This is a genomic window from Paraflavitalea sp. CAU 1676 (genome assembly GCF_029223285.1).
GTDB lineage: Bacteria > Bacteroidota > Bacteroidia > Chitinophagales > Chitinophagaceae > Paraflavitalea.
Window position 1 is genome coordinate 19,794 of record NZ_JARHUJ010000006.1, and the last position, 18,311, is coordinate 38,104.

At 47.6% G+C, this 18,311-nt stretch carries 14 protein-coding genes; 10 read left to right on the plus strand and 4 right to left on the minus strand.

Annotation, left to right across the window (positions count from 1 at the left end; genetic code table 11):
• The first annotated feature begins 148 nt into the window (after positions 1-148).
• The 5 genes from P2H89_RS19720 (at position 149) to P2H89_RS19740 (ending at position 7,236) form a co-directional block, all read left to right on the plus strand.
• On the plus strand, positions 149-823 hold the full coding sequence (locus P2H89_RS19720; protein WP_275830039.1) for a TIGR02117 family protein: 675 nt from the start codon (positions 149-151) through the stop codon (positions 821-823).
• 140 nt (positions 824-963) lie between these two features.
• Complete coding sequence (locus tag P2H89_RS19725) at positions 964-1,368, plus strand: hypothetical protein (protein ID WP_275830041.1); 405 nt, start codon at positions 964-966, stop codon at positions 1,366-1,368.
• A 163-nt stretch (positions 1,369-1,531) separates the two neighbouring features.
• The gene (locus tag P2H89_RS19730; RefSeq protein ID WP_275830043.1) at positions 1,532-2,617 is read left to right on the plus strand and encodes an efflux RND transporter periplasmic adaptor subunit; all 1,086 of its coding nucleotides are present in this window, start codon (positions 1,532-1,534) and stop codon (positions 2,615-2,617) included.
• A 25-nt stretch (positions 2,618-2,642) separates the two neighbouring features.
• Entirely contained in the window at positions 2,643-5,810 is a 3,168-nt protein-coding gene (locus tag P2H89_RS19735) for an efflux RND transporter permease subunit (RefSeq protein ID WP_275830045.1), read from the plus strand.
• On the plus strand, positions 5,803-7,236 hold the full coding sequence (locus tag P2H89_RS19740; RefSeq protein ID WP_275830048.1) for a TolC family protein: 1,434 nt from the start codon (positions 5,803-5,805) through the stop codon (positions 7,234-7,236). The genes P2H89_RS19735 and P2H89_RS19740 overlap by 8 nt, the downstream gene beginning before the upstream one ends.
• A gap of 107 nt (positions 7,237-7,343) precedes the next feature.
• On the opposite strand, the gene P2H89_RS19745 is transcribed toward P2H89_RS19740, so the two are convergent.
• Positions 7,344-8,513 carry a P1 family peptidase gene (locus P2H89_RS19745; RefSeq protein ID WP_275830050.1) on the minus strand — a complete coding sequence of 390 codons (1,170 nt, stop codon included), beginning with the start codon at positions 8,511-8,513 and terminating at the stop codon, positions 7,344-7,346.
• Between the two features lie 840 nt (positions 8,514-9,353).
• Between P2H89_RS19745 and P2H89_RS19750 the strand changes: the two genes are divergently transcribed.
• The 3 genes from P2H89_RS19750 (at position 9,354) to P2H89_RS19760 (ending at position 12,926) form a co-directional block, all read left to right on the plus strand.
• Positions 9,354-11,813, plus strand: coding sequence for a glycoside hydrolase family 9 protein (locus P2H89_RS19750; RefSeq protein ID WP_275830051.1), 2,460 nt, complete (start codon positions 9,354-9,356; stop codon positions 11,811-11,813).
• 173 nt (positions 11,814-11,986) lie between these two features.
• Positions 11,987-12,283: a hypothetical protein gene (locus P2H89_RS19755; protein ID WP_275830053.1), complete on the plus strand. Its 297-nt coding sequence runs from the start codon at positions 11,987-11,989 to the stop codon at positions 12,281-12,283.
• 79 nt (positions 12,284-12,362) lie between these two features.
• Positions 12,363-12,926 carry a dihydrofolate reductase family protein gene (locus P2H89_RS19760; RefSeq protein ID WP_275830055.1) on the plus strand — a complete coding sequence of 188 codons (564 nt, stop codon included), beginning with the start codon at positions 12,363-12,365 and terminating at the stop codon, positions 12,924-12,926.
• Positions 12,927-12,976: 50 nt separating this feature from the next.
• On the opposite strand, the gene P2H89_RS19765 is transcribed toward P2H89_RS19760, so the two are convergent.
• Positions 12,977-14,488, minus strand: coding sequence for an alpha/beta fold hydrolase (locus tag P2H89_RS19765; protein WP_275830057.1), 1,512 nt, complete (start codon positions 14,486-14,488; stop codon positions 12,977-12,979).
• A 254-nt stretch (positions 14,489-14,742) separates the two neighbouring features.
• On the opposite strand from P2H89_RS19765, the gene P2H89_RS19770 reads away from it, so the two are divergent.
• Together P2H89_RS19770 and P2H89_RS19775 are read left to right on the plus strand one after the other, a co-directional pair.
• Positions 14,743-15,651, plus strand: coding sequence for an NmrA/HSCARG family protein (locus P2H89_RS19770; RefSeq protein WP_275830059.1), 909 nt, complete (start codon positions 14,743-14,745; stop codon positions 15,649-15,651).
• 121 nt (positions 15,652-15,772) lie between these two features.
• Positions 15,773-16,357, plus strand: a complete 585-nt coding sequence (locus tag P2H89_RS19775; protein WP_275830061.1) for a Crp/Fnr family transcriptional regulator — start codon at positions 15,773-15,775, stop codon at positions 16,355-16,357.
• A 66-nt stretch (positions 16,358-16,423) separates the two neighbouring features.
• Here the strand turns inward: P2H89_RS19775 and P2H89_RS19780 are convergent, their stop codons facing one another.
• Complete coding sequence (locus tag P2H89_RS19780; protein WP_275830063.1) at positions 16,424-17,032, minus strand: hypothetical protein; 609 nt, start codon at positions 17,030-17,032, stop codon at positions 16,424-16,426.
• Between the two features lie 344 nt (positions 17,033-17,376).
• Positions 17,377-18,204: a helix-turn-helix domain-containing protein gene (locus P2H89_RS19785; protein WP_275830065.1), complete on the minus strand. Its 828-nt coding sequence runs from the start codon at positions 18,202-18,204 to the stop codon at positions 17,377-17,379.
• Positions 18,205-18,311 lie beyond the last annotated feature (107 nt).

Below are 18,311 nucleotides of genomic sequence, written 5' to 3' on the forward strand. Positions count from 1 at the left end.
TGCAACTCAACTTCTCCTAAAATATATTCGCCCCCTCCCCTACAGCCACCCCCAAAAAGGGTGGCTGTTTTTATAGGAGGCAATTTCTTCGTAGTGGGTTACTTTTCGGCGGTTTCCGGTATCAAACAATACCACCAACCTAGGCAGTTTGAAAAAAATTCTCAAATACGTGGGTTACACATTGCTTACTTTCATCGGCCTGATACTCTTTTATCTGTTGTGCGCCTGGGGGCTTTCCCGTATTCCGGTATCCGGAGAGGTGGCCGCCGCTCCTGAAATCGAAATCTTTCTTAAGACCAATGGCGTTCATACCGACGTGGTTATGCCTGTAAGAACTGCTCAAAAGGACTGGAGCCTCTCTTTCCCCTTTCAAAATACCCGCCGTGCCGACACCAGCTACCGGTATATTGCCATCGGTTGGGGCGACAAGGGCTTCTATCTTGAAACACCCACCTGGGCCGATCTGAAACCCAGCACCGCATTCAACGCTGCCTTCGGATTGGGCAGCGCCGCTATCCATGCCACCTATTACCACCAACTGATAGAAAATAACCAATGCGTGAAGCTTAGCATTGGCAGGGATCAATACGAACAACTCATCCAATACATCGACAAGTCTTTGCAGAAAGACGATAGCGGCAGCCTGATGACCATCGGCGCCAATGCCCGCTATGGTGATCATGATGCCTTTTATGAAGCCAATGGACGATACAGCCTTTTTCACACCTGCAATACCTGGACAAACAATGCACTGAAAGCATCCCGGCAAACAGCCTGTTGGTGGACTCCGTTCGATAAAGGGATATTTTACCACTATCGATAGCGCCATTAACCACCCATTAACCATCGTTTAACGATTAGATAAATATTCTTCACTGGTATAAAAGAAGAAAAGTTCTCATTTTTGCCAGCCGGTAGTTGACGCTTTAGTCAGCGTTTCAACTACCCTCATATTATCAACTAATGAGATCAGTGATATTCTTGATATGCCTTTGTGCTCTTTTACTGAAGGGGTACGATTTTGTGCGTACAGGCATTCACCACTACTCGGTTGGTTACTTTGCCACTCAACATGCCGACAAGCGGCAACACATCCGTCAATCGTGCGCCCACCACGATAATCCGCTGTTCATAGATGCAGCAGCGAACTATGAAGAAGACGATCTCTTCTGCGAAGACCTGGAAGAGGAAGACGAAGACAGCGATCACGCTCTCTGGGGCAGAAAAGCCTGGTGGAGAACAAGAGGCAACTCACCTCCCGACGAGAGTGCCGGCTTACATTATCTCAACAAATACTCCCGGGACCTGCTTCCCTTTTGCAGCCATCTCGCCCATATCTACATTACCCAACGGGCATTAAGGATCTGATCATGCCTGTTACGTCATTACCCTGGTTGGTAATGGCAGGATGGTCTTATTATTTCAATTCCTTCCAAACAAAATCCAGGCTTTAACAAGCACTGACCCCATTTTATCTGCGGCGGAGTGGCAATACTCCTCCGGTATTTTATCGTTCAATTTCAATACAGTCATGAAAAGAATTGTAGTATTTGCAAGCCTGCTTGCATTGTTGTATCAAACAAGCTGCACCACCCGGGCAGCTGAAAAAAAGGAAGAAGCCGAAAAATTCTCTGTAACCAGTCCTGTACAGGTTGACACCTCTTTTACCAAGGATTACGTATCCCAGATACGATCCGTAAAGAACATCGAGATACGCGCGCAGGAAAAAGGCTTCCTTGAAAACATTTATGTGGATGAAGGCCAGACCGTAAAAGCAGGCCAACTTCTGTTCAAGATCATGCCCAAGCTCTATGAAGCCGAATTACTGAAAGCGGAGGCGGAAACAAGGGCGGCAGACATTGAACTGCAGAACACCCGGGCCCTGGTAGAAAAGAACATCGTTTCTAAAAATGAACAGGCGGTTGCCCAGGCAAAGCTCGACCAGGCAAAAGCAGCCACATCGCTGGCGAAACTTCACCTTTCGTTTACAGAGATAAGGGCGCCTTTCGATGGCATCATCGACCGCATCCCTAAACGTCTGGGCAGCCTCATCGATGAAGGCGAACTGCTCACCAGCTTGTCCGACAACAGCCAGATGTTTGCTTACTTCAACGTGTCGGAACCCGAATACCTCGATTACCAGACCAGTAAGAAAAGCCAGGCCAACACCAAAGTGAATCTATTGCTGGCCAATAATACGGTGCTCCCTTACGAAGGGAAAGTAGAGCTCATCGAAGGCGAGTTTGACAATGAAACAGGCAATATCGCCTTCAGGGCCAAATTCCCCAATCCCGATCGTCTCTTAAAACATGGTGAAACGGGCAAGGTGCTGATGACAATGCCCATCAAAAATGCATTGGTCATTCCGCAAAAAGCCACTTATGAGATACAGGATAAGATCTATGTATTTGTCGTCGACAAAGACAGTAAGGTAAAGTCGAAGATGATCACCATACTTGGCGATATGCCCGACCTCTATGTAGTAGGCAGCGGCCTCGCAGCAACCGACAAGATCCTCCTCGAGGGTGTTCAGAAAGTAAAAGACAATGACCGGATCAACTTTGAATTTCAGGACCCGCATGAAGTGATAGCCCACCTGAAATTGAAAGCAGAATAATAGTTCATATTAATAGCGTACCTAAATGTTTAATAAGTTTATACAGCGACCGGTTCTGTCTATTGTCATATCGCTTATCATCGTATTCCTGGGCATACTGGCCATATTCCAGTTGCCCGTAACTCAATTCCCTTCCATATCGCCGCCCAAGGTGAATGTAGTGGCCGAGTACCCCGGAGCGAACGGCGAATTAATGATCAAATCGGTAATTATTCCCCTGGAAAGAGCCATCAACGGCGTTCCCGGGATGAAATACATGGCATCGGATGCAGGTAACGATGGAGAAGCTACCATTCAGGTGGTATTCAATCTCGGTACCGACCCCAACGTCGCCTCTTTGAATGTGCAGAACAGGGTGGCATCGGTAGTCAACAAACTGCCACCACTCGTAGTACGTGAAGGTGTAAAGATCACCCGCGAGGAATCGAACATGCTCATGTACATCAACCTGTACAGCGATGATCCCAATACCGACCAGAAGTTCCTCTTCAACTTTGCCGACATCAACGTACTGTCGGAACTGAAGCGGGTAGATGGTGTAGGATATGCAGACATCCTCGGTAACCGGGAATACGCCATGCGTATCTGGCTCAAACCCGATCGCATGCTCGCCTACAAGATATCCGCCGAAGAAGTGATGAAGTCCCTGAGCGATCAGAGCCTGGAAGCTTCTCCCGGCAAAACAGGGGAGAGCTCAGGTAAACGCTCGCAGTCGTTTGAATACGTACTGAAGTATACGGGAAGGTTTACCACTAAAGAACAATATGAGAACGTGGTGTTACGCTCCAGTTCGAACGGAGAACTGTTGCGTTTGAAAGATGTGGCAGAGGTAGAGTTTGGCAGTTCGATGTACGATATCTATTCCAACCTCAACGGCAAACCTTCGGCGGCCATCGTACTGAAGCAATCGTATGGCAGTAACGCCAGCCAGGTGATCAAGAACGTGAAGGCCAAGATGAAAGAGATCCAGGCCAACTCATTCCCCAAAGGCATGGAGTATGAGATCAGTTACGACGTATCGAAATTCCTGGATGCCTCTATGGAGAAGGTGATACACACCCTGATAGAGGCCTTCATACTGGTGGGTATCGTGGTGTTCATCTTCCTGGGTGACTGGCGTTCTACACTGATCCCGGCGATGGCCGTACCGGTTTCACTGGTGGGCACCTTCATGTTCATGCAGTTCTTCGGTATTACCCTGAACCTCATTACCCTGTTTGCACTGGTACTGGCGATCGGAGTGGTGGTGGATGATGCCATTGTGGTGATCGAGGCGGTGCACGCCAAGATGGAAGAGGAGGGCCTGTCAGTATTGAAAGCGACCAAGAAAGCCATGCATGAGATTGCGGGGGCCATCGTTGCCATCACCTTTATCATGGCCGCGGTGTTCATACCGGTGGCGTTCATGTCGGGCCCGGTCGGTATCTTCTACCGGCAATTCTCCATCACCATGGCAACGGCGATCATCTTGTCGGGTGTGGTGGCCCTTACGCTAACACCGGCCCTTTGCGCCATGATCCTGAAGAATCACCATGGCAAGCCGAAAAAGAAAACACCGGTCGATAAGTTCATCGATGGCTTCAACAAGCTGTTCAACCGCGCCTCTGGCCGATACGAAAAGATACTGCGGGTATTGGTAAACCGCAGGGCTGTTACCTTCCTGATGTTGGGAGCATTCTGTGCAGGCATTTATTTCCTGAACGGCAAAGTACCTTCCGGCTTCATCCCCAATGAAGACCAGGGCATGTTCTATGCCATCATCCAAACGCCGCCCGGTTCATCGCTCGAAAGAACGAATGAAATATCGGAAAGGTTACAGAAGATCTGTGAAGAGGTAGATGGGGTGCAATCCGTTTCTTCCCTGGCTGGTTATGAGATCCTCACAGAAGGAACGGGCGCCAACTCAGGCACCTGTTTGATCAACCTGAAACCCTGGGAAGAAAGAAAACATTCGGTGACGGAGATCATCGAGGAGCTGGAAGAAAAGTCGAAAGACATCGCTGGTGCGAATATCGAGTTCTTCCAGCCGCCAGCCGTACCAGGCTATGGCGCCGCGGGCGGTTTCGAATTACGCCTGCTCGATAAAGCAGGAACAGGCGACTATAAGAAGATGGAGCAGGTAAGCAATGATTTTGTGAAAGAGCTTACCAAACGCAAAGAGCTCTCCTCGGTATTCAGTTTCTACAGCGCCAGCTTTCCCCAGTACATGCTTAAGGTTGACAATGATATCGCACAGCAAAAAGGGGTGAGTATCGAGAATGCGATGAATACCCTATCTACCTTACTCGGCAGTAACTATGAGATCAGTTTCATCAAATTTGGCCGGCAATATAAGGTGATCGTTCAGGCGGCACCCCAATACCGTGCCCTGCCCGATGATATCCTGAAGCTTTACGTGAAGAACGATAAGGATGAGATGGTACCATTCTCTGCTTTCATGAAAATGGACAAAGTATATGGCTTATCGGAGATCACCCGCCACAATATGTACACCGCCTCGGAGATCAGCGGAGCTGCGGCGCCGGGATACAGTAGTGGTACTGCCATCAAGGTGATCAATGAGGTAGCTCAAAAAACGTTACCGCGTGGTTTTGGAATTGACTGGGCAGGCATCTCGAAAGATGAAGTGGCGCAGGGCAACCAGGCGGTATATATATTCCTGATCTGTCTTGGATTTGTGTACCTGATTCTGGCGGCACAATACGAAAGCTTTATCCTGCCCTTATCGGTGATCCTTTCATTACCGGCTGGTATATTCGGTGCCTTCCTGCTATTACAGTTGACCGGACTGGAAAATAACATCTATGCGCAGGTGGCGATGGTGATGCTGATCGGGTTGTTGGGTAAGAATGCAGTGCTGATCGTCGAGTTTGCCGTGCAGAAACACCGCTCAGGCTCTACGGTATTGCAGGCGGCACTGGAAGGTGCCAAGGTGCGTTTCCGCCCGATCCTGATGACATCCTTTGCCTTCATTGCCGGTTTGATACCATTGGTATTTGCCTCCGGCCCAGGTAAGATCGGTAATCGCACGATCGGTACCGCTGCCTTTGGTGGTATGTTGTTCGGTACCATATTCGGGGTGTTGATCATTCCCGGACTGTATTACATATTCGGCAAGATCGCGGAAAGGCGTATGCTCCACAAGGAAGAGGAAGAGAATCCATTAACAGAAGAAATTGATCACCATGTTTAAAATCAGCATACATCACTGCCTGGGCGCATTGGGCATTTGCCTGGCCATTGCCAGTTGCAAGGCTCCAGCGGTTTCCGTGCGTGAAGAGAACAAAACGGTACCCGCCAACTTTGGCAGCGGCGGGGATACAAACACCCTTGCGGCGCTGCCCTGGAAGCAATATTTCACCGATAAGCACCTCATCAACCTGATCGATACAGCACTGAAGAATAATCAGGAGCTGATGATCACTTTACAGGAGGTAGAGATTGCGCGTAACGAGATCAGAATGAAACAAGCGCCATTGCTACCAACTGTGGGCGCGAGGGCTGGTATCGGCGTTGAAAAAGTAGGCAGGTATACCAGCCAGGGTGCAGGTGATGCCACTACCGAAATAAAGCCCGGCAAAGAAACCCCCGATCCATTGGGAGATTTTACGGGTGCGATCTACGCCAATTGGGAAGTGGATATCTGGAAGAAGTTGCGCAACTCCAAGAAAGCAGCCGTAACAAGATACCTGGCTACCCAGGAAGGTAAAAACTTCGTGCTTACCAACCTGATCGCGGAAGTGGCCAACTCCTATTACGAACTGTTGGCGCTCGATAATCAGTTGGCAATCGTAAAACAAAACATCGATTTGCAAAAGAGTGCGTTGGAAGTAGTTAAGATTCAGAAAGAAGCGGCCAGGGCTACTGAACTGGCTGTGCAGAAATTTGAGGCCGAGGTATTGAAGACCCAAAGCCTCGAATTCCAGATCCTGCAACAGATCAGGGAAACCGAAAACAGGATCAACCTCTTGCTGGGCCGTTATCCCCAAACGATAGACCGGGATAACAGCAATATCCTCGAGCTGCAGCCTGCTGTGGTAACTGCCGGCATCCCCTCTCAGTTACTGGCGAATCGTCCGGACATCAGGCAGGCCGAACTGGATCTTGCTGCTGCAAAACTGGATGTGAAAGTGGCAAGGGCCGAGTTCTATCCATCGTTTGGCATATCGGCGGCTGTTGGGTTGCAGGCTTTCAACCCAGCCTACCTGTTCAGATTGCCTGAGTCTATATTGTATAACCTGGCTGGCGATCTCGTTGGTCCGTTGGTGAATAAGAATGCGATCAAGGCAGAATTCTACAATGCCAATGCGCGGCAGGTGCAGGCGATGTATAACTACGAACGCAGTATCCTGACCGCCTACCTGGAAGTAGCGACACAGTTGTCGAACATCAGCAACCTCGAAAAGAACTATGACCTGAAGTCGAAGCAGGTAAATGCGCTCACGAGATCGATCGATATCTCGAACGATCTTTTCAAGAATGCGCGGGCCGACTATCTTGAAGTGTTACTGACGCAGCGCGATGCACTGGAAGCAAAGCTTGAGCTTATTGAAACAAAAAAACAACAGCTCAATGCGGTAGTGAATGTGTATCGTGATCTTGGCGGCGGCTGGAAGTAGTTAGCTGGCAAACATTATTGGTCTGTCAATGAAAAAGGCCCGGGAGTTATTCACTTCCCGGGCCTTTTTACTGACCGTTGAGGCAGGTTTGTATTGCGTTCCCTTGTTTATTGAACCAATCGATTGTATTTCTTCAGTATCTCTTTTACCTGGTCGTGTGGAATACCATATAAAGTATTTCCACCCTTTCCTTTCATCGTCTCGGCGGCGATCAGGGCATTGATCACCGCTTCTTCTGTTGCCTCCACAGTGGCTTTATAAACCCTATCCATCGCTTCTTTTGTGAGTACATTCCATTTTTCTGCCGTGCCTTTTTCATTGCGTGCCGGCGCCTGCGTGCTAAAAGCAAGGAATATATCGCCTGAGGAATTGTGGGCAAAGCTGCCTGTACGGGCAATGCCCATAGCTGCACGCTTAGCCACCTGCTTCAGTTGAGATGGCAACAAGGGGGCATCGGTAGCGATCATAATGATGACCGACCCATCTTTCCTTTTGGGAGCACCCAATTCGGCCTGACTACCTTTGATCTCTCTTCCCACAGGAATGCCAGCAATCAGCAGGTCATTACGCCCACCAAAATTTGCCTGCATAAATACGCCCACTGTATAATTTGCCGTATCAATCTTGATCACCCTTGAAGCAGTACCATTACCTCCTTTAAAACCATAAAGGCCCATACCGGTACCGCCGCCAATATTGCCCTCGGCCACTGCACCAGATCGTGCATTGTCGAGCGCTTCAAACACATCTTCCTTCTTAACATGCAATCCCTGGATATCGTTTAACAAACCATCCCATGTTTCTGCCACGACGGGCAGGCCGAATGAGAAGTCGATGAGTTCTCCGGTACCGAAATGCTTGATATTCCATTCACCGATTGCATCCCGTACAACGCCAACGCTATTGGTATTGGTAATACCGATAGGTCCGAAGTTAAAGCCATAGTCCTCGATAGAAGCAAGGCCTGTCATTTCGCCATCACCATTCAGGCTGAACCAGGCGGCAGGCACAGGATCATTTGATTTACCGTTGGGGAAAATGACAGTAACACCAGTGCGGACTGGTCCGCTCCCGGTAGCCGTTTTTGCAGAGTCCTTGATAATTGTTTTATAACCAACCAGCACACCCTTAACATCTGTAATGGCGTTGTTGGCACCAGGCTTTCCATCGAAGGGGATGCCCAGATCCCTGGCTCTTGGTTTGGCCGAAGTTGATTTCTGCGCGAAGGAGCAAGTTGCGACGACCAGCGAGGCAAAAAGGATGATCGATCTTTTCATAACCTTAGAATTTGGCAATAGGTGATTATTAAGATAAAGCTATGAAGCAAGAGTCAATGCACCAATGAGCGTGGTTTTATATTGCATGAACTGGTGGATTTAAAAGATAAGTTGAGGGCTGAAGCTGAATAGGGTCCTGCATTACAGCCGTCGCATTTTTACATCCGCACCGCTGCTGGATAAGGAAGCAGGTGTTACACCATGTGCCCTCAAAAAGTCCGCTGCACGATCTCCCCGTATCAACAGGTCGTTGCGCTACCCCTTCATGTTACAAGAACCAGCTTTATCAATCCCGCAGATCTTCTTCGATTTATTGGCCATTTTTTAGCGCATTAGAAACGTGTCAAGCAGGGGCTGAACAGCCATCAAACGCGCCATGTTTTCGGGCTTGCCCGGGCTTGGTCCGGGTTTGGTCCGCGTTTGGTCGGGCTTTGGTCCCTGTCTTTTACGCCATGTTTCCCTAGAAAAGAAGATTTTTGCCCATTTTTCGGGAGATTGGACGACAAGAAAATATTTTGCCTATATTTAGAAACGTAGGGATCAATTTGGTATCAGACCCTATAGAGAAGAATTTCTCAGTGATTGCTTACTACACAACCTTGCAGGTTGATGCTTAAAACGGCCAGACTCTCCATCTGACAATAAGGTAGTTTTTGATCCCCTGGCCTGCATTGGATCATCTTTTCCGCAAAAAGAGCGGAAACAAATCGCCATCAGTTATATTACCAGATATGCTATCCGTTTCGGTAATAGCTTCATCGATGCTATTTGAATTTTAAACAGCGGGGCATCGTCAGGTATTCCTGAAAAGCGATTGTAAAGTCACTAACCTTCCAACATATGAATCTAACAGGATCCATTAAAATGCTCGTGCTGGCTCTTTTGATTGTTAGCCCGGGTTTTCTGCTTGCGCAAATTGATGAGCAATTAAAACGGGACATCATCAATACCGGCTATGTGCATAGCCCCTTGCCAATGGATTACAGTAAGTCGTTTGAAACCTTTGGGTTGACCAAGAAAGTATTGACCTCCGACATGTTGTGCGATATGGAAACGCTGGATAAGTGGTCGCACAAAGGATTTGGCGGCATGCAGCTCACCAATGAAAGAAGCAAGTCCGGCAAAAACAGTTTGCGGCTTGTGGGTCAAACCACCAATCCGACCTTTCTGGACTGGGGTATCGGCCTTGGAACGTCGATGGCCAGCTACAACGCAGGCGGCGCCAATTGGGAAAAATACAACCGCATTCATTTCTACATTTACCCGAATTGCGAAGGCGCGCGCAGTATATACCTGAATCTCTATATTGAAAATGACGGAAAGATCAAGGTCCCGGACAAATATGAACGGGAAGGCATTCATGAGATCAACCTGATCAACGGTCAGTGGAATGAATGTTTTGTGGAGATGCCCGAGTTACCACGCGATAAAGTAAGCAAATTGTCTTTTGCCATTGAGATCTTCGGGAAAGAACGTACGATGGGCGATTCTCTAAAATTCGACATCGATGCAGTATCCTTGCAAACCATCGAAAACCCTGAAATAGCCAGCGGATGGATGCCAGCGCCCAACCGTATCGTACACTCCACCTCGGGATATGGGGTAGAAAGCGAAAAGACCGCCATTGTGCACGTAAAGAATAACAACGGAAAATTTCAACTGATAGATAATGCCAGCAAGAAGGTTGCGTATGAGGGAAAGATCATATCGCAGAAAACGGCGATCGGCAATTTTGAATCCATTGATTTCAGCGATTTCAAAAAAGAAGGACAATATTCTATCCACGTTGGCGATGTTGTAACCAATCCCTTTTACATCAACAAAGATATCTGGAGCAACTCTGCCTGGCGAATGTTGAATTTTATTTTCTGTGAGCGTTGCGGCTACCCGATACCCGGTAAACATGGAGCTTGCCATGGAGACCTGAACGCCACCTTTGAAGGGAAGCTGTTTACTTTTAACGGTGGTTGGCACGATGCTGCAGATATGTCGCAGCAGGTGCTTCAATCGGGTGAAATTATCTTTGGTTTGCTGGAGATGGCGAACCGGGCTAAGCAAAAGGGAAATAGTCAGCTCACGATAAGGCTACAGGAAGAAGCGGAATGGGGTATTGACTGCATATTGAAAGCGCGGCTGGGTAATGGTTACCGCGCGCAAACCTGGGGCACCAACCTATGGACAGATGGTTTTATTGGCACCAAGGATGATTCTTCCAGACGCAGGCAGGTCCGTATACACAACCGGGCTTTTGAAAACTTCCTGTTTGCCGGCATAGAGGCCTTTGCCTCGATGAACCTCGACAACGACCCGATGCTGAAAGAATTCCTGCGCAAGGTGGCCATAGAAGATTATGCTTTTGCCAGGAAACGCTTCGACAGCCTTGGCTTTAATGATCTCAGTAGCATCGGCGGTGGCGGAGACCACGCGGCCATGGCTTCCAATAGCCAGTATTCGGCGAATATCTCTTTTACCGCAAGCCTGCTCTATAAATTAACCGGCGATAAATTCTATGCAGCCGAAGCGGCAAAAGCCATTCAATATACCCTGCAATGCCAGCGCGTTGAACCGCTGAATGACAAGCACAAAATACATGGCTTCTTTTATCGCGACCTGAGTAAGAAATCCATTGTGCACTACACCCATCAATCGCGCGACCAGGCTTATATGCAGGCATTAACTGCACTTTGCGAAACACAACCGGATAATCCTGATTATAAAAGATGGGAGAGCGCTGTCAGGATGTATGGCGACTATCTGAAGACCATCATGCAATATGTGCAGCCATATGGTCTGGTACCCAGCGGTGTTTATCATGTGGATGAAGTAAAAGACTCGGTGAATTTTTATAAAGTGCAGGTAGGCATTTATAGAGGCGCTGCCGATGATTACAAAGAACAGTTGAAGAATGGCTTCAAGTTGGATGATGAACATTATTTGCGCGTCTTTCCGGTATGGTTCTCGTTTAAGGGAAATGCGGCCGTGCAGCTTTCCACGGGCAAGGCTGCAGCGCTTGCGGGCAGGCTTTTGCGCGATAAAAAACTGATGGATATTGCGGAGCAGCAATTGTTCTGGATCGTTGGGAAGAATCCGTTTGGCCAGTCGATCATCTGGGGAGAAGGAAGCAATTACCCCCAATTGTACACTGCATTACCTGGTGAAACGGTGGGAGGCATTCCTGTTGGGATGCAATCACGATTCAATGAGGACACTCCCTACTGGCCTCAGTTCAATACGGCTACCTACAAGGAATTGTGGATCGGGCCCGCTGCCAGGTGGTTTTCGCTGATTGCCGAGTTTTGACAAGTGATGACGCGAGGAGGCTGTTTCCGACAACCTGCCCGCATACGGAATTTATCATGACCATTACATTTCCTTGAGAATTAATGGTATAAGATAGCATCGTTAGCCACCCATAAACGCAGCAGCGGGCAAACAGGAGTTTTGTCTACCTTGCTGTACTAAACGATAGTGATATGGACTTCCAACTCGTAACCGGCGGTCCCGATACAGCGGACCATTTGGTGTTCACCACCACGTTCACCCACAACAACATTTTTTACAAGGCAGCACTTGCAGAAACCATTTCGTGGGAAGGATTGCGAACCGGCACGTACGACGTGCTGCTTCAGTCGGCCAGGGGCACACAACGCCTGACTTTAATTAAAGACAAGGACCACTGGAGAACCGGGGGAGAAGTAGAACAGATTGGCGTGATTGAGCAGGCGGTAGCAGATGTGCTTGGCGCGGCGATCAGTGAGGTTCGCAGGTAATTGCCTTTTCTTTTTGGCGATATTAGTAAATTCATTTTTCAAAATAAATCCCACTGTATTACAGCGGGTCTGATTTCTCATGAGAAAATTAATTGCCTCTCTTAACGTGACGCTTGATGGATTTTGCGATCACACCGCCGGGATTGCAGATGCAGAACTCCATCAACATTTTGATGAACTGATGATCAGTGCAGACACGCTATTATATGGCAGAGTTACTTATCAAATGATGGAAAGTTATTGGCCATCGGTGGTAAGTAAGCCAACTGGTGTCAAAGAAACAGATGAATTTGCTGTACTGATAGACAATATTCCGAAGATCGTTTATTCCCGCACGCTGAAAAATGTTAGTTGGAACAATTCAACATTGAAATCGGAGGTGGTTAAAGAAGAAGTGTCGGCGCTTAAGCTACAAGCGGGTAAAAACATTGTAGCGGGCAGCCCCAGTTTAATTATGGCCTTATTACAGCTGGACCTGATCGATGAATATCAGTTACTCGTTCATCCCGTAATACTGGGAAGCGGATTGCGATTATTCAATAACCTCCACGAGAGGATCCCCCTGAAACTCCTAAAAATAAAAACCTTTGGTTCTGGTGTAGTGGTATATTATTATGAACCGGTAAGAAATGTCAGCGTCTGATCAACTGGCTGAGATGCGCGACCCGAAACTAAGCTGGTTGTTGTATCTTCCTAATACCCAATAATTCCAGGATCCGTCGATATGATCTTCTTCATCGGGTCATTTAGAAAGACGCGGTATATTTCCATCATCTTGCTATTAAAAACGCCATGCCCCTTATTGATAAGCAGGAACCGTTGACTGTTCGGCATGTAGTGGTTGATCCGGTCTATATACAGGGGCCGGCAGGCAGGATCCATTTCTCCATCCGCCAATAGCGCTGGCTTGAGGGAGTAAAATCCCTGACGGGTTTCCTGGCGAATAGGAGGCGACTTCCAGCAATCGCACATGGCACGGTAAACATCATTGATGCGGTACCCTGGCAAATAAGGGTACAAGTTGCCAATCTCCTGAATTACTTTCTCACTATGGTAAGCCGTCTGATCGGCGCAGTACACCGAGATACGCATACCATCCGGGGCGCCATAGCTTCGGAATAAACCATTGAATTTTTCTGTCATGTAGGTTTCATGCCTGCCGGCGATGATCTGTGTGATCAGGTACGGCAGGTGGCTACGCTGCCTGTCATCGTAAAGCTGGTTGATGATAATATCCAACAATTCATTCTTTGTGTAAGCGATAGAAAGGCTGTCTTTAGTTCCGGGCTCCAGGTAACGCAGGTAGAAGGTGCTGTCTTTGATAGACGTAAAATAGCGGTCAAATCGCTCTTCCAGGTGATCATATCGTTGCGCCGCAGACGAATCTTGCTGCACGTGCCGGAATAATACCCCTAATGCTTCCCGGAAATTCACCGGTTCGTCTTCATCGATGGGAACGAAGGTGGGCAGGGGTGAATCCAGTGCGAGCGACCGGATGCGGGTAGGATCTTTTTGTAATACGGCCAGCATCAGCCCACCACTGTACGAGCTACCAAATAGATTTACTGAATCTATGTGCAACAAAGAAAGCAAGTCGTGAATATCCGAAACTGTAGCATCGGTATTATATCCTGCCAAATCGATCCCGCGCTGCTGAAGCGATCCTTTAACAGCTTTTACTCCCGATAGCACTGCGCTATCAATATTCCCGTTACGTCGGTAAGCCCCTTTGATCGCGTCATCCAGTTCGAACGAACGTAGATAGGGCAGCGCATACCTGGTGCCACGTTGCTCCAGCGCGATACAATCCCGATCTTCGATCAATACAGAACGCGTACTATTAACAACCCATCCAAGCGACGAACCACCGGGTCCACCAGCGGTATACAGAACCGGGTCTTTATGTTTAGCCGGGTTCTTGCTTCTTACGATGACGTAAGGCAGCTTTATCATGCGCGAATGCTTTTTCTCCCTGTTTTCAGGAACGATGAGGTATCCACATTCCGTTTTAAAGGAACTATCGATCTTATCCAATGGCCGAAATCGGCTGCGGTAGGCAGGAGGGGCCAATTTTATTACTTCAGGATCTGTTGTAAAATTACAGCTACAGGGTTCAATGGTTGCCTTGGCGCTAGTTTGAGCGAAAGACAAAGCGGCGGCAGCTAAAAATACTACCAACAAAATTGTTTTGAGTAAGCTCATCATACTCGTAAAGTTAAGCGCGTATGCCCCTGTGGGAATGGTAAAAAACGGACATTTTACTGTCTTCGACCATAACCTCACCTGCGGGCAAATTTGGAAACCAAACGGAGTCATGAACGACAATATTTAAAAAAGCTTCAAGCCCAATGAATTGACTCGTCAAGGCTAAGTCAGGACGATTGTACGTTTATTATCATTTGTCATCGTCCGCGCTTGTCGCAGCTGGTAGCTTTGCAACTTAAACAAACATTTGAGGTATGAAATCCGACAATAGAAAAGTGATAGCCGTAGTTGGCGCTACGGGCCAGCAAGGTGGTGCTGTTGTACGTGCCCTGCAAGCCAGTGGCGAATTTAAAGTGCGCGCTTTAACGCGCAACCCAAACAAACACAGTGGTATTAGCCACGAAGTCGTGGAAGCAGATCTGAACAGGCCCGATACACTCAAGGCTGCCTTTCAGGGAGCGTATGGTGTTTTCCTGGTCACCAATTTTTGGGAAAAAGGAACCGACGAAGTTAAGCAGGCAACAGCAGCTGTACGTGCAGCCCGGGAAGCCGGTGTTAAGCACTTTATCTGGTCAACGCTGCCAGATGTAGAATTCATCAGCAAGGGCAAATTCTATGTTCCCCATTATACGGGTAAGGCGAAAGTCGATCAGATCATTAAGGAGGCCGGATTTGAGTATCACACCTTCGTTATAGCTCCTTTTTTCTACCAGAACTTTATGGGTCCGCTTGCACCCCAAAAACAGGAAAACGGAAGAGTTGGCTGGGCACTTCCTATGGACCCAACCATACGTGGCATTCACTTGGGTGACATTACAGAGCTTGGCAAAATCGTGGCTGGTGCGTTTGCAAAACCAACTGAAGCCGGCAATGGTGCCTACCTTCCCCTGGTCGGTGACCTGATGAGCTTTAATGAAATCGTGGATACACTTAATCAACAGGGGCATGAATTTTCATTCACGCAGGTGCCGACAGGCATTTTTGTTACTCTCTTTGAAGGGGCCGGCGAGATAGCCGCTACATTCAGTTATTTCGAGGCATACACTTATTTAGGCTCCGATGCATCCAAAGAGATCGCACTGGCAAACAGGATAGCTGGTTCACCGATGACCCGTTTTGCAGATTGGGCCCGGGTGAATTTACCGGCAGAAAGAAAACAATAAGTCGATAGCACATTCAAATCAACACCGGTTAGGACGATCAGTTCCTGACCGGTTTGCCATCCATATGACCAATCAACTGATTAAATTATATATTTGAAGTATAATTTAATCAGCTGAATAAATGTACGAAGCGCTTATAAACTACATAAACAGCTACAGTACAACCCAACTAAGTGAACCCGATATAGCAGCCATTAAAGACACCTTCAAACCAGGGAAAATAAAGAAAAAGGAGTTCCTGCTAAAAGAAGGACAAGTCTGTAACCTTACTGCCTTTGTTATCAATGGGGCGCTGCGACAATACTCGGTTGATGAAAAAGGGTCAGAACATATTGTTGGTCTGTATATTGAAAATTGGTGGGCGAGTGACCGTGAAAGCTGGACAACGCTTACACCCTCCCTTTATAATATTGATGCCTGGGAGAATACAGACGTTTTGCTACTCACCAGAGACGCCTACTATGAAAGGATAAAACCTATACCTGCCTTTATCGAGATGAATTCAAAGTTACAGGAGAACAATGCATTCTCCGTACAGAAGAGACTCCATGCACTGATCAGTTTGCCGGCCGAAAAGCGCTATATCGATCTTATCAATGCCTATCCACAGTTTTTGCAGCGCTTTCCGCAACACATCATTGCTTCCTATCTCGGCATTACTAAAGAAACACTTAGCCGGGTACGGCGTCAGTTAAGTAATAAATAACAAAGGTTTCATACTTTGAAAAATTCTATGCCCGTAACTTCAAATAGGCCATAGCAGGGTCAACACCTACCACTTCAACATAACGTCAGCCATTGAGGCATGCACCTTTGTACCCAGCTCATTTGCCAATTGCTGATCGTCCTTGTTGGTTTTGTCTTGAAGTACCGTCCATAGATTCGGTAGAACAAGCTTTCCGCCGGCATCATATATCGTTGCGGCTGCCACATGCAAACGACACTGGTACCAGCCATAATTCTTAGGCTGTTTAGTGGCAATCTCGGTATAATTGCTTTCAAACTGATCGAGGGTGATGAAGTTGTAGCCCTTACTACCGCCTGCAACAACCATGTTGGGAAATACAGTTAATGCTGATAATAGTTGGGGTTGACGTTCGGCAATATAGGTGTGCAGGAAAATATTGCAGAACAATTCCCCCATCCATTTTCTTTGCATATACAACGATGCCTGCCGATGGTATGCATGCCCAAGCTCATGCACTGCCAATAGATCGAAAAATGGTTGCATAGATAGCTGTCCGTCTTTCTCACTGTATGCCTTCTTAACCTTTGCCACCAGCTCTGTGGGCAGTTCTGTTAATGGCGGAATGAAACTTTTCCAAAAGGCGTTATTTTCTGCTGCAACAACCAGTGTATTGTCATTGGAATAATGTGGCATACCGTATACCGGAAAATTTGTAAAACGAGGCCAGTCGGCCGGCGATAGAATGAGTAGCGAAACTGCAGGTCTATACTGTAAAAGTGAATCAGCAAATTGTATACATTCCTGCATACGGGACGACATTTCGGTGGCTCGCGTTTTGTGGCCTTTGCTGTAGTAGACCTTTAAGGATCGGGTATCCAGGGAATCGAGGTCCTGGAATTGAGATCTGCCCACGAAGGAAGAGCCCATTATTAGAAGCAAAATGACTAATGAACTAATGTTGGTGAGGGAATTCATGTTTCTTTTTACTCAAAATTATCTGAGGTGTACCATGGTAAATAGTACAGAAACGACATCTTTCAGATCTTGACATTTGCCTGCAGCCGAATGGAATGAAAAGCCATCTCCCGGTCTAACCCTGTTGGTGTGATGCCTGCAAACTGCTTGAAGTCACGTATGAAATGCATCTGATCATAATAACCTGATTCATGGGCGATGGAAGTCCAACTCCAGGATGGTTGCTGCTCGCGCAGGCGATAGGCGTTGGAAAAGCGTGCCAGCCGGGCCATGAACTTTGGCGAATAACCAAGCCGCTCCTTGCATTTTCGTTCAAACTGGCGCATGCTTAAGCAGGATAAAGCGGCAACATCGTCGATGGCCAACATGCCGTTTACATCTATCAATTGTTGAAGGGCTGCATCTAATGGAAGCAATGGTTTTATGGACGCCTGTTTTTTAAGGAGGAACGCTTCGGCAATTTGCGTCATGTTGAAAAATGTATCTGCTTCCAGGATTTGATTGGTAAGGCTTTCAATTTCCGGTCCCATCAATTCCCTGCCTTCAAAGCCATCATCGTATAATTCATACAGGGGGATGCCTAATAGACGGTAAAGTCCGCCGGGCCGAAACGTAATCACAAAGGCTTTATGGCTACGACGTACCAGCAGGTTCATCCTGGTTGCCTGCGGTCCAACCACTATACATCGCCCCCTGGTTTTAGATTCACCGTCGCCATGTTTTTTAGTTGTCACCAGATCATCCAGATAAAAGACCAGGAACTGCAATGGCGTGGGGGGAAAAGGACAAAGAATCGGGTTCTGACCCTCAGGCAGCTGAAGATGCTGGAGGAACATGTCAACCACTAACGATTGCAAGGCCGGGTGAAGGTTATGGTGCAGCAAAAGCAAGAACGAAGGCTTTATGGAAAGATAGGTAATCTAAAAGAAACCGGATGCGGGCTATATCCACCAATAACAAAAAACCCGCATAAATTCAATAAAAACAATAAATTGTA

Excerpts from the sequence above, each read along its gene's own strand:
- P2H89_RS19725 (WP_275830041.1), top strand. The coding sequence starts at position 964 with ATGAGATCAGTGATATTCTTGATATGCCTTTGTGCTCTTTTACTGAAG.
- P2H89_RS19730 (WP_275830043.1), top strand. The coding sequence starts at position 1,532 with ATGAAAAGAATTGTAGTATTTGCAAGCCTGCTTGCATTGTTGTATCAA.
- P2H89_RS19735 (WP_275830045.1), top strand. The coding sequence starts at position 2,643 with ATGTTTAATAAGTTTATACAGCGACCGGTTCTGTCTATTGTCATATCG.
- P2H89_RS19740 (WP_275830048.1), top strand. The coding sequence starts at position 5,803 with ATGTTTAAAATCAGCATACATCACTGCCTGGGCGCATTGGGCATTTGC.
- P2H89_RS19745 (WP_275830050.1), bottom strand. The coding sequence starts at position 8,513 with ATGAAAAGATCGATCATCCTTTTTGCCTCGCTGGTCGTCGCAACTTGC.
- P2H89_RS19750 (WP_275830051.1), top strand. The coding sequence starts at position 9,354 with ATGAATCTAACAGGATCCATTAAAATGCTCGTGCTGGCTCTTTTGATT.
- P2H89_RS19755 (WP_275830053.1), top strand. The coding sequence starts at position 11,987 with ATGGACTTCCAACTCGTAACCGGCGGTCCCGATACAGCGGACCATTTG.
- P2H89_RS19760 (WP_275830055.1), top strand. The coding sequence starts at position 12,363 with ATGAGAAAATTAATTGCCTCTCTTAACGTGACGCTTGATGGATTTTGC.
- P2H89_RS19765 (WP_275830057.1), bottom strand. The coding sequence starts at position 14,488 with ATGATGAGCTTACTCAAAACAATTTTGTTGGTAGTATTTTTAGCTGCC.
- P2H89_RS19770 (WP_275830059.1), top strand. The coding sequence starts at position 14,743 with ATGAAATCCGACAATAGAAAAGTGATAGCCGTAGTTGGCGCTACGGGC.
- P2H89_RS19775 (WP_275830061.1), top strand. The coding sequence starts at position 15,773 with ATGTACGAAGCGCTTATAAACTACATAAACAGCTACAGTACAACCCAA.
- P2H89_RS19780 (WP_275830063.1), bottom strand. The coding sequence starts at position 17,032 with ATGCCACATTATTCCAATGACAATACACTGGTTGTTGCAGCAGAAAAT.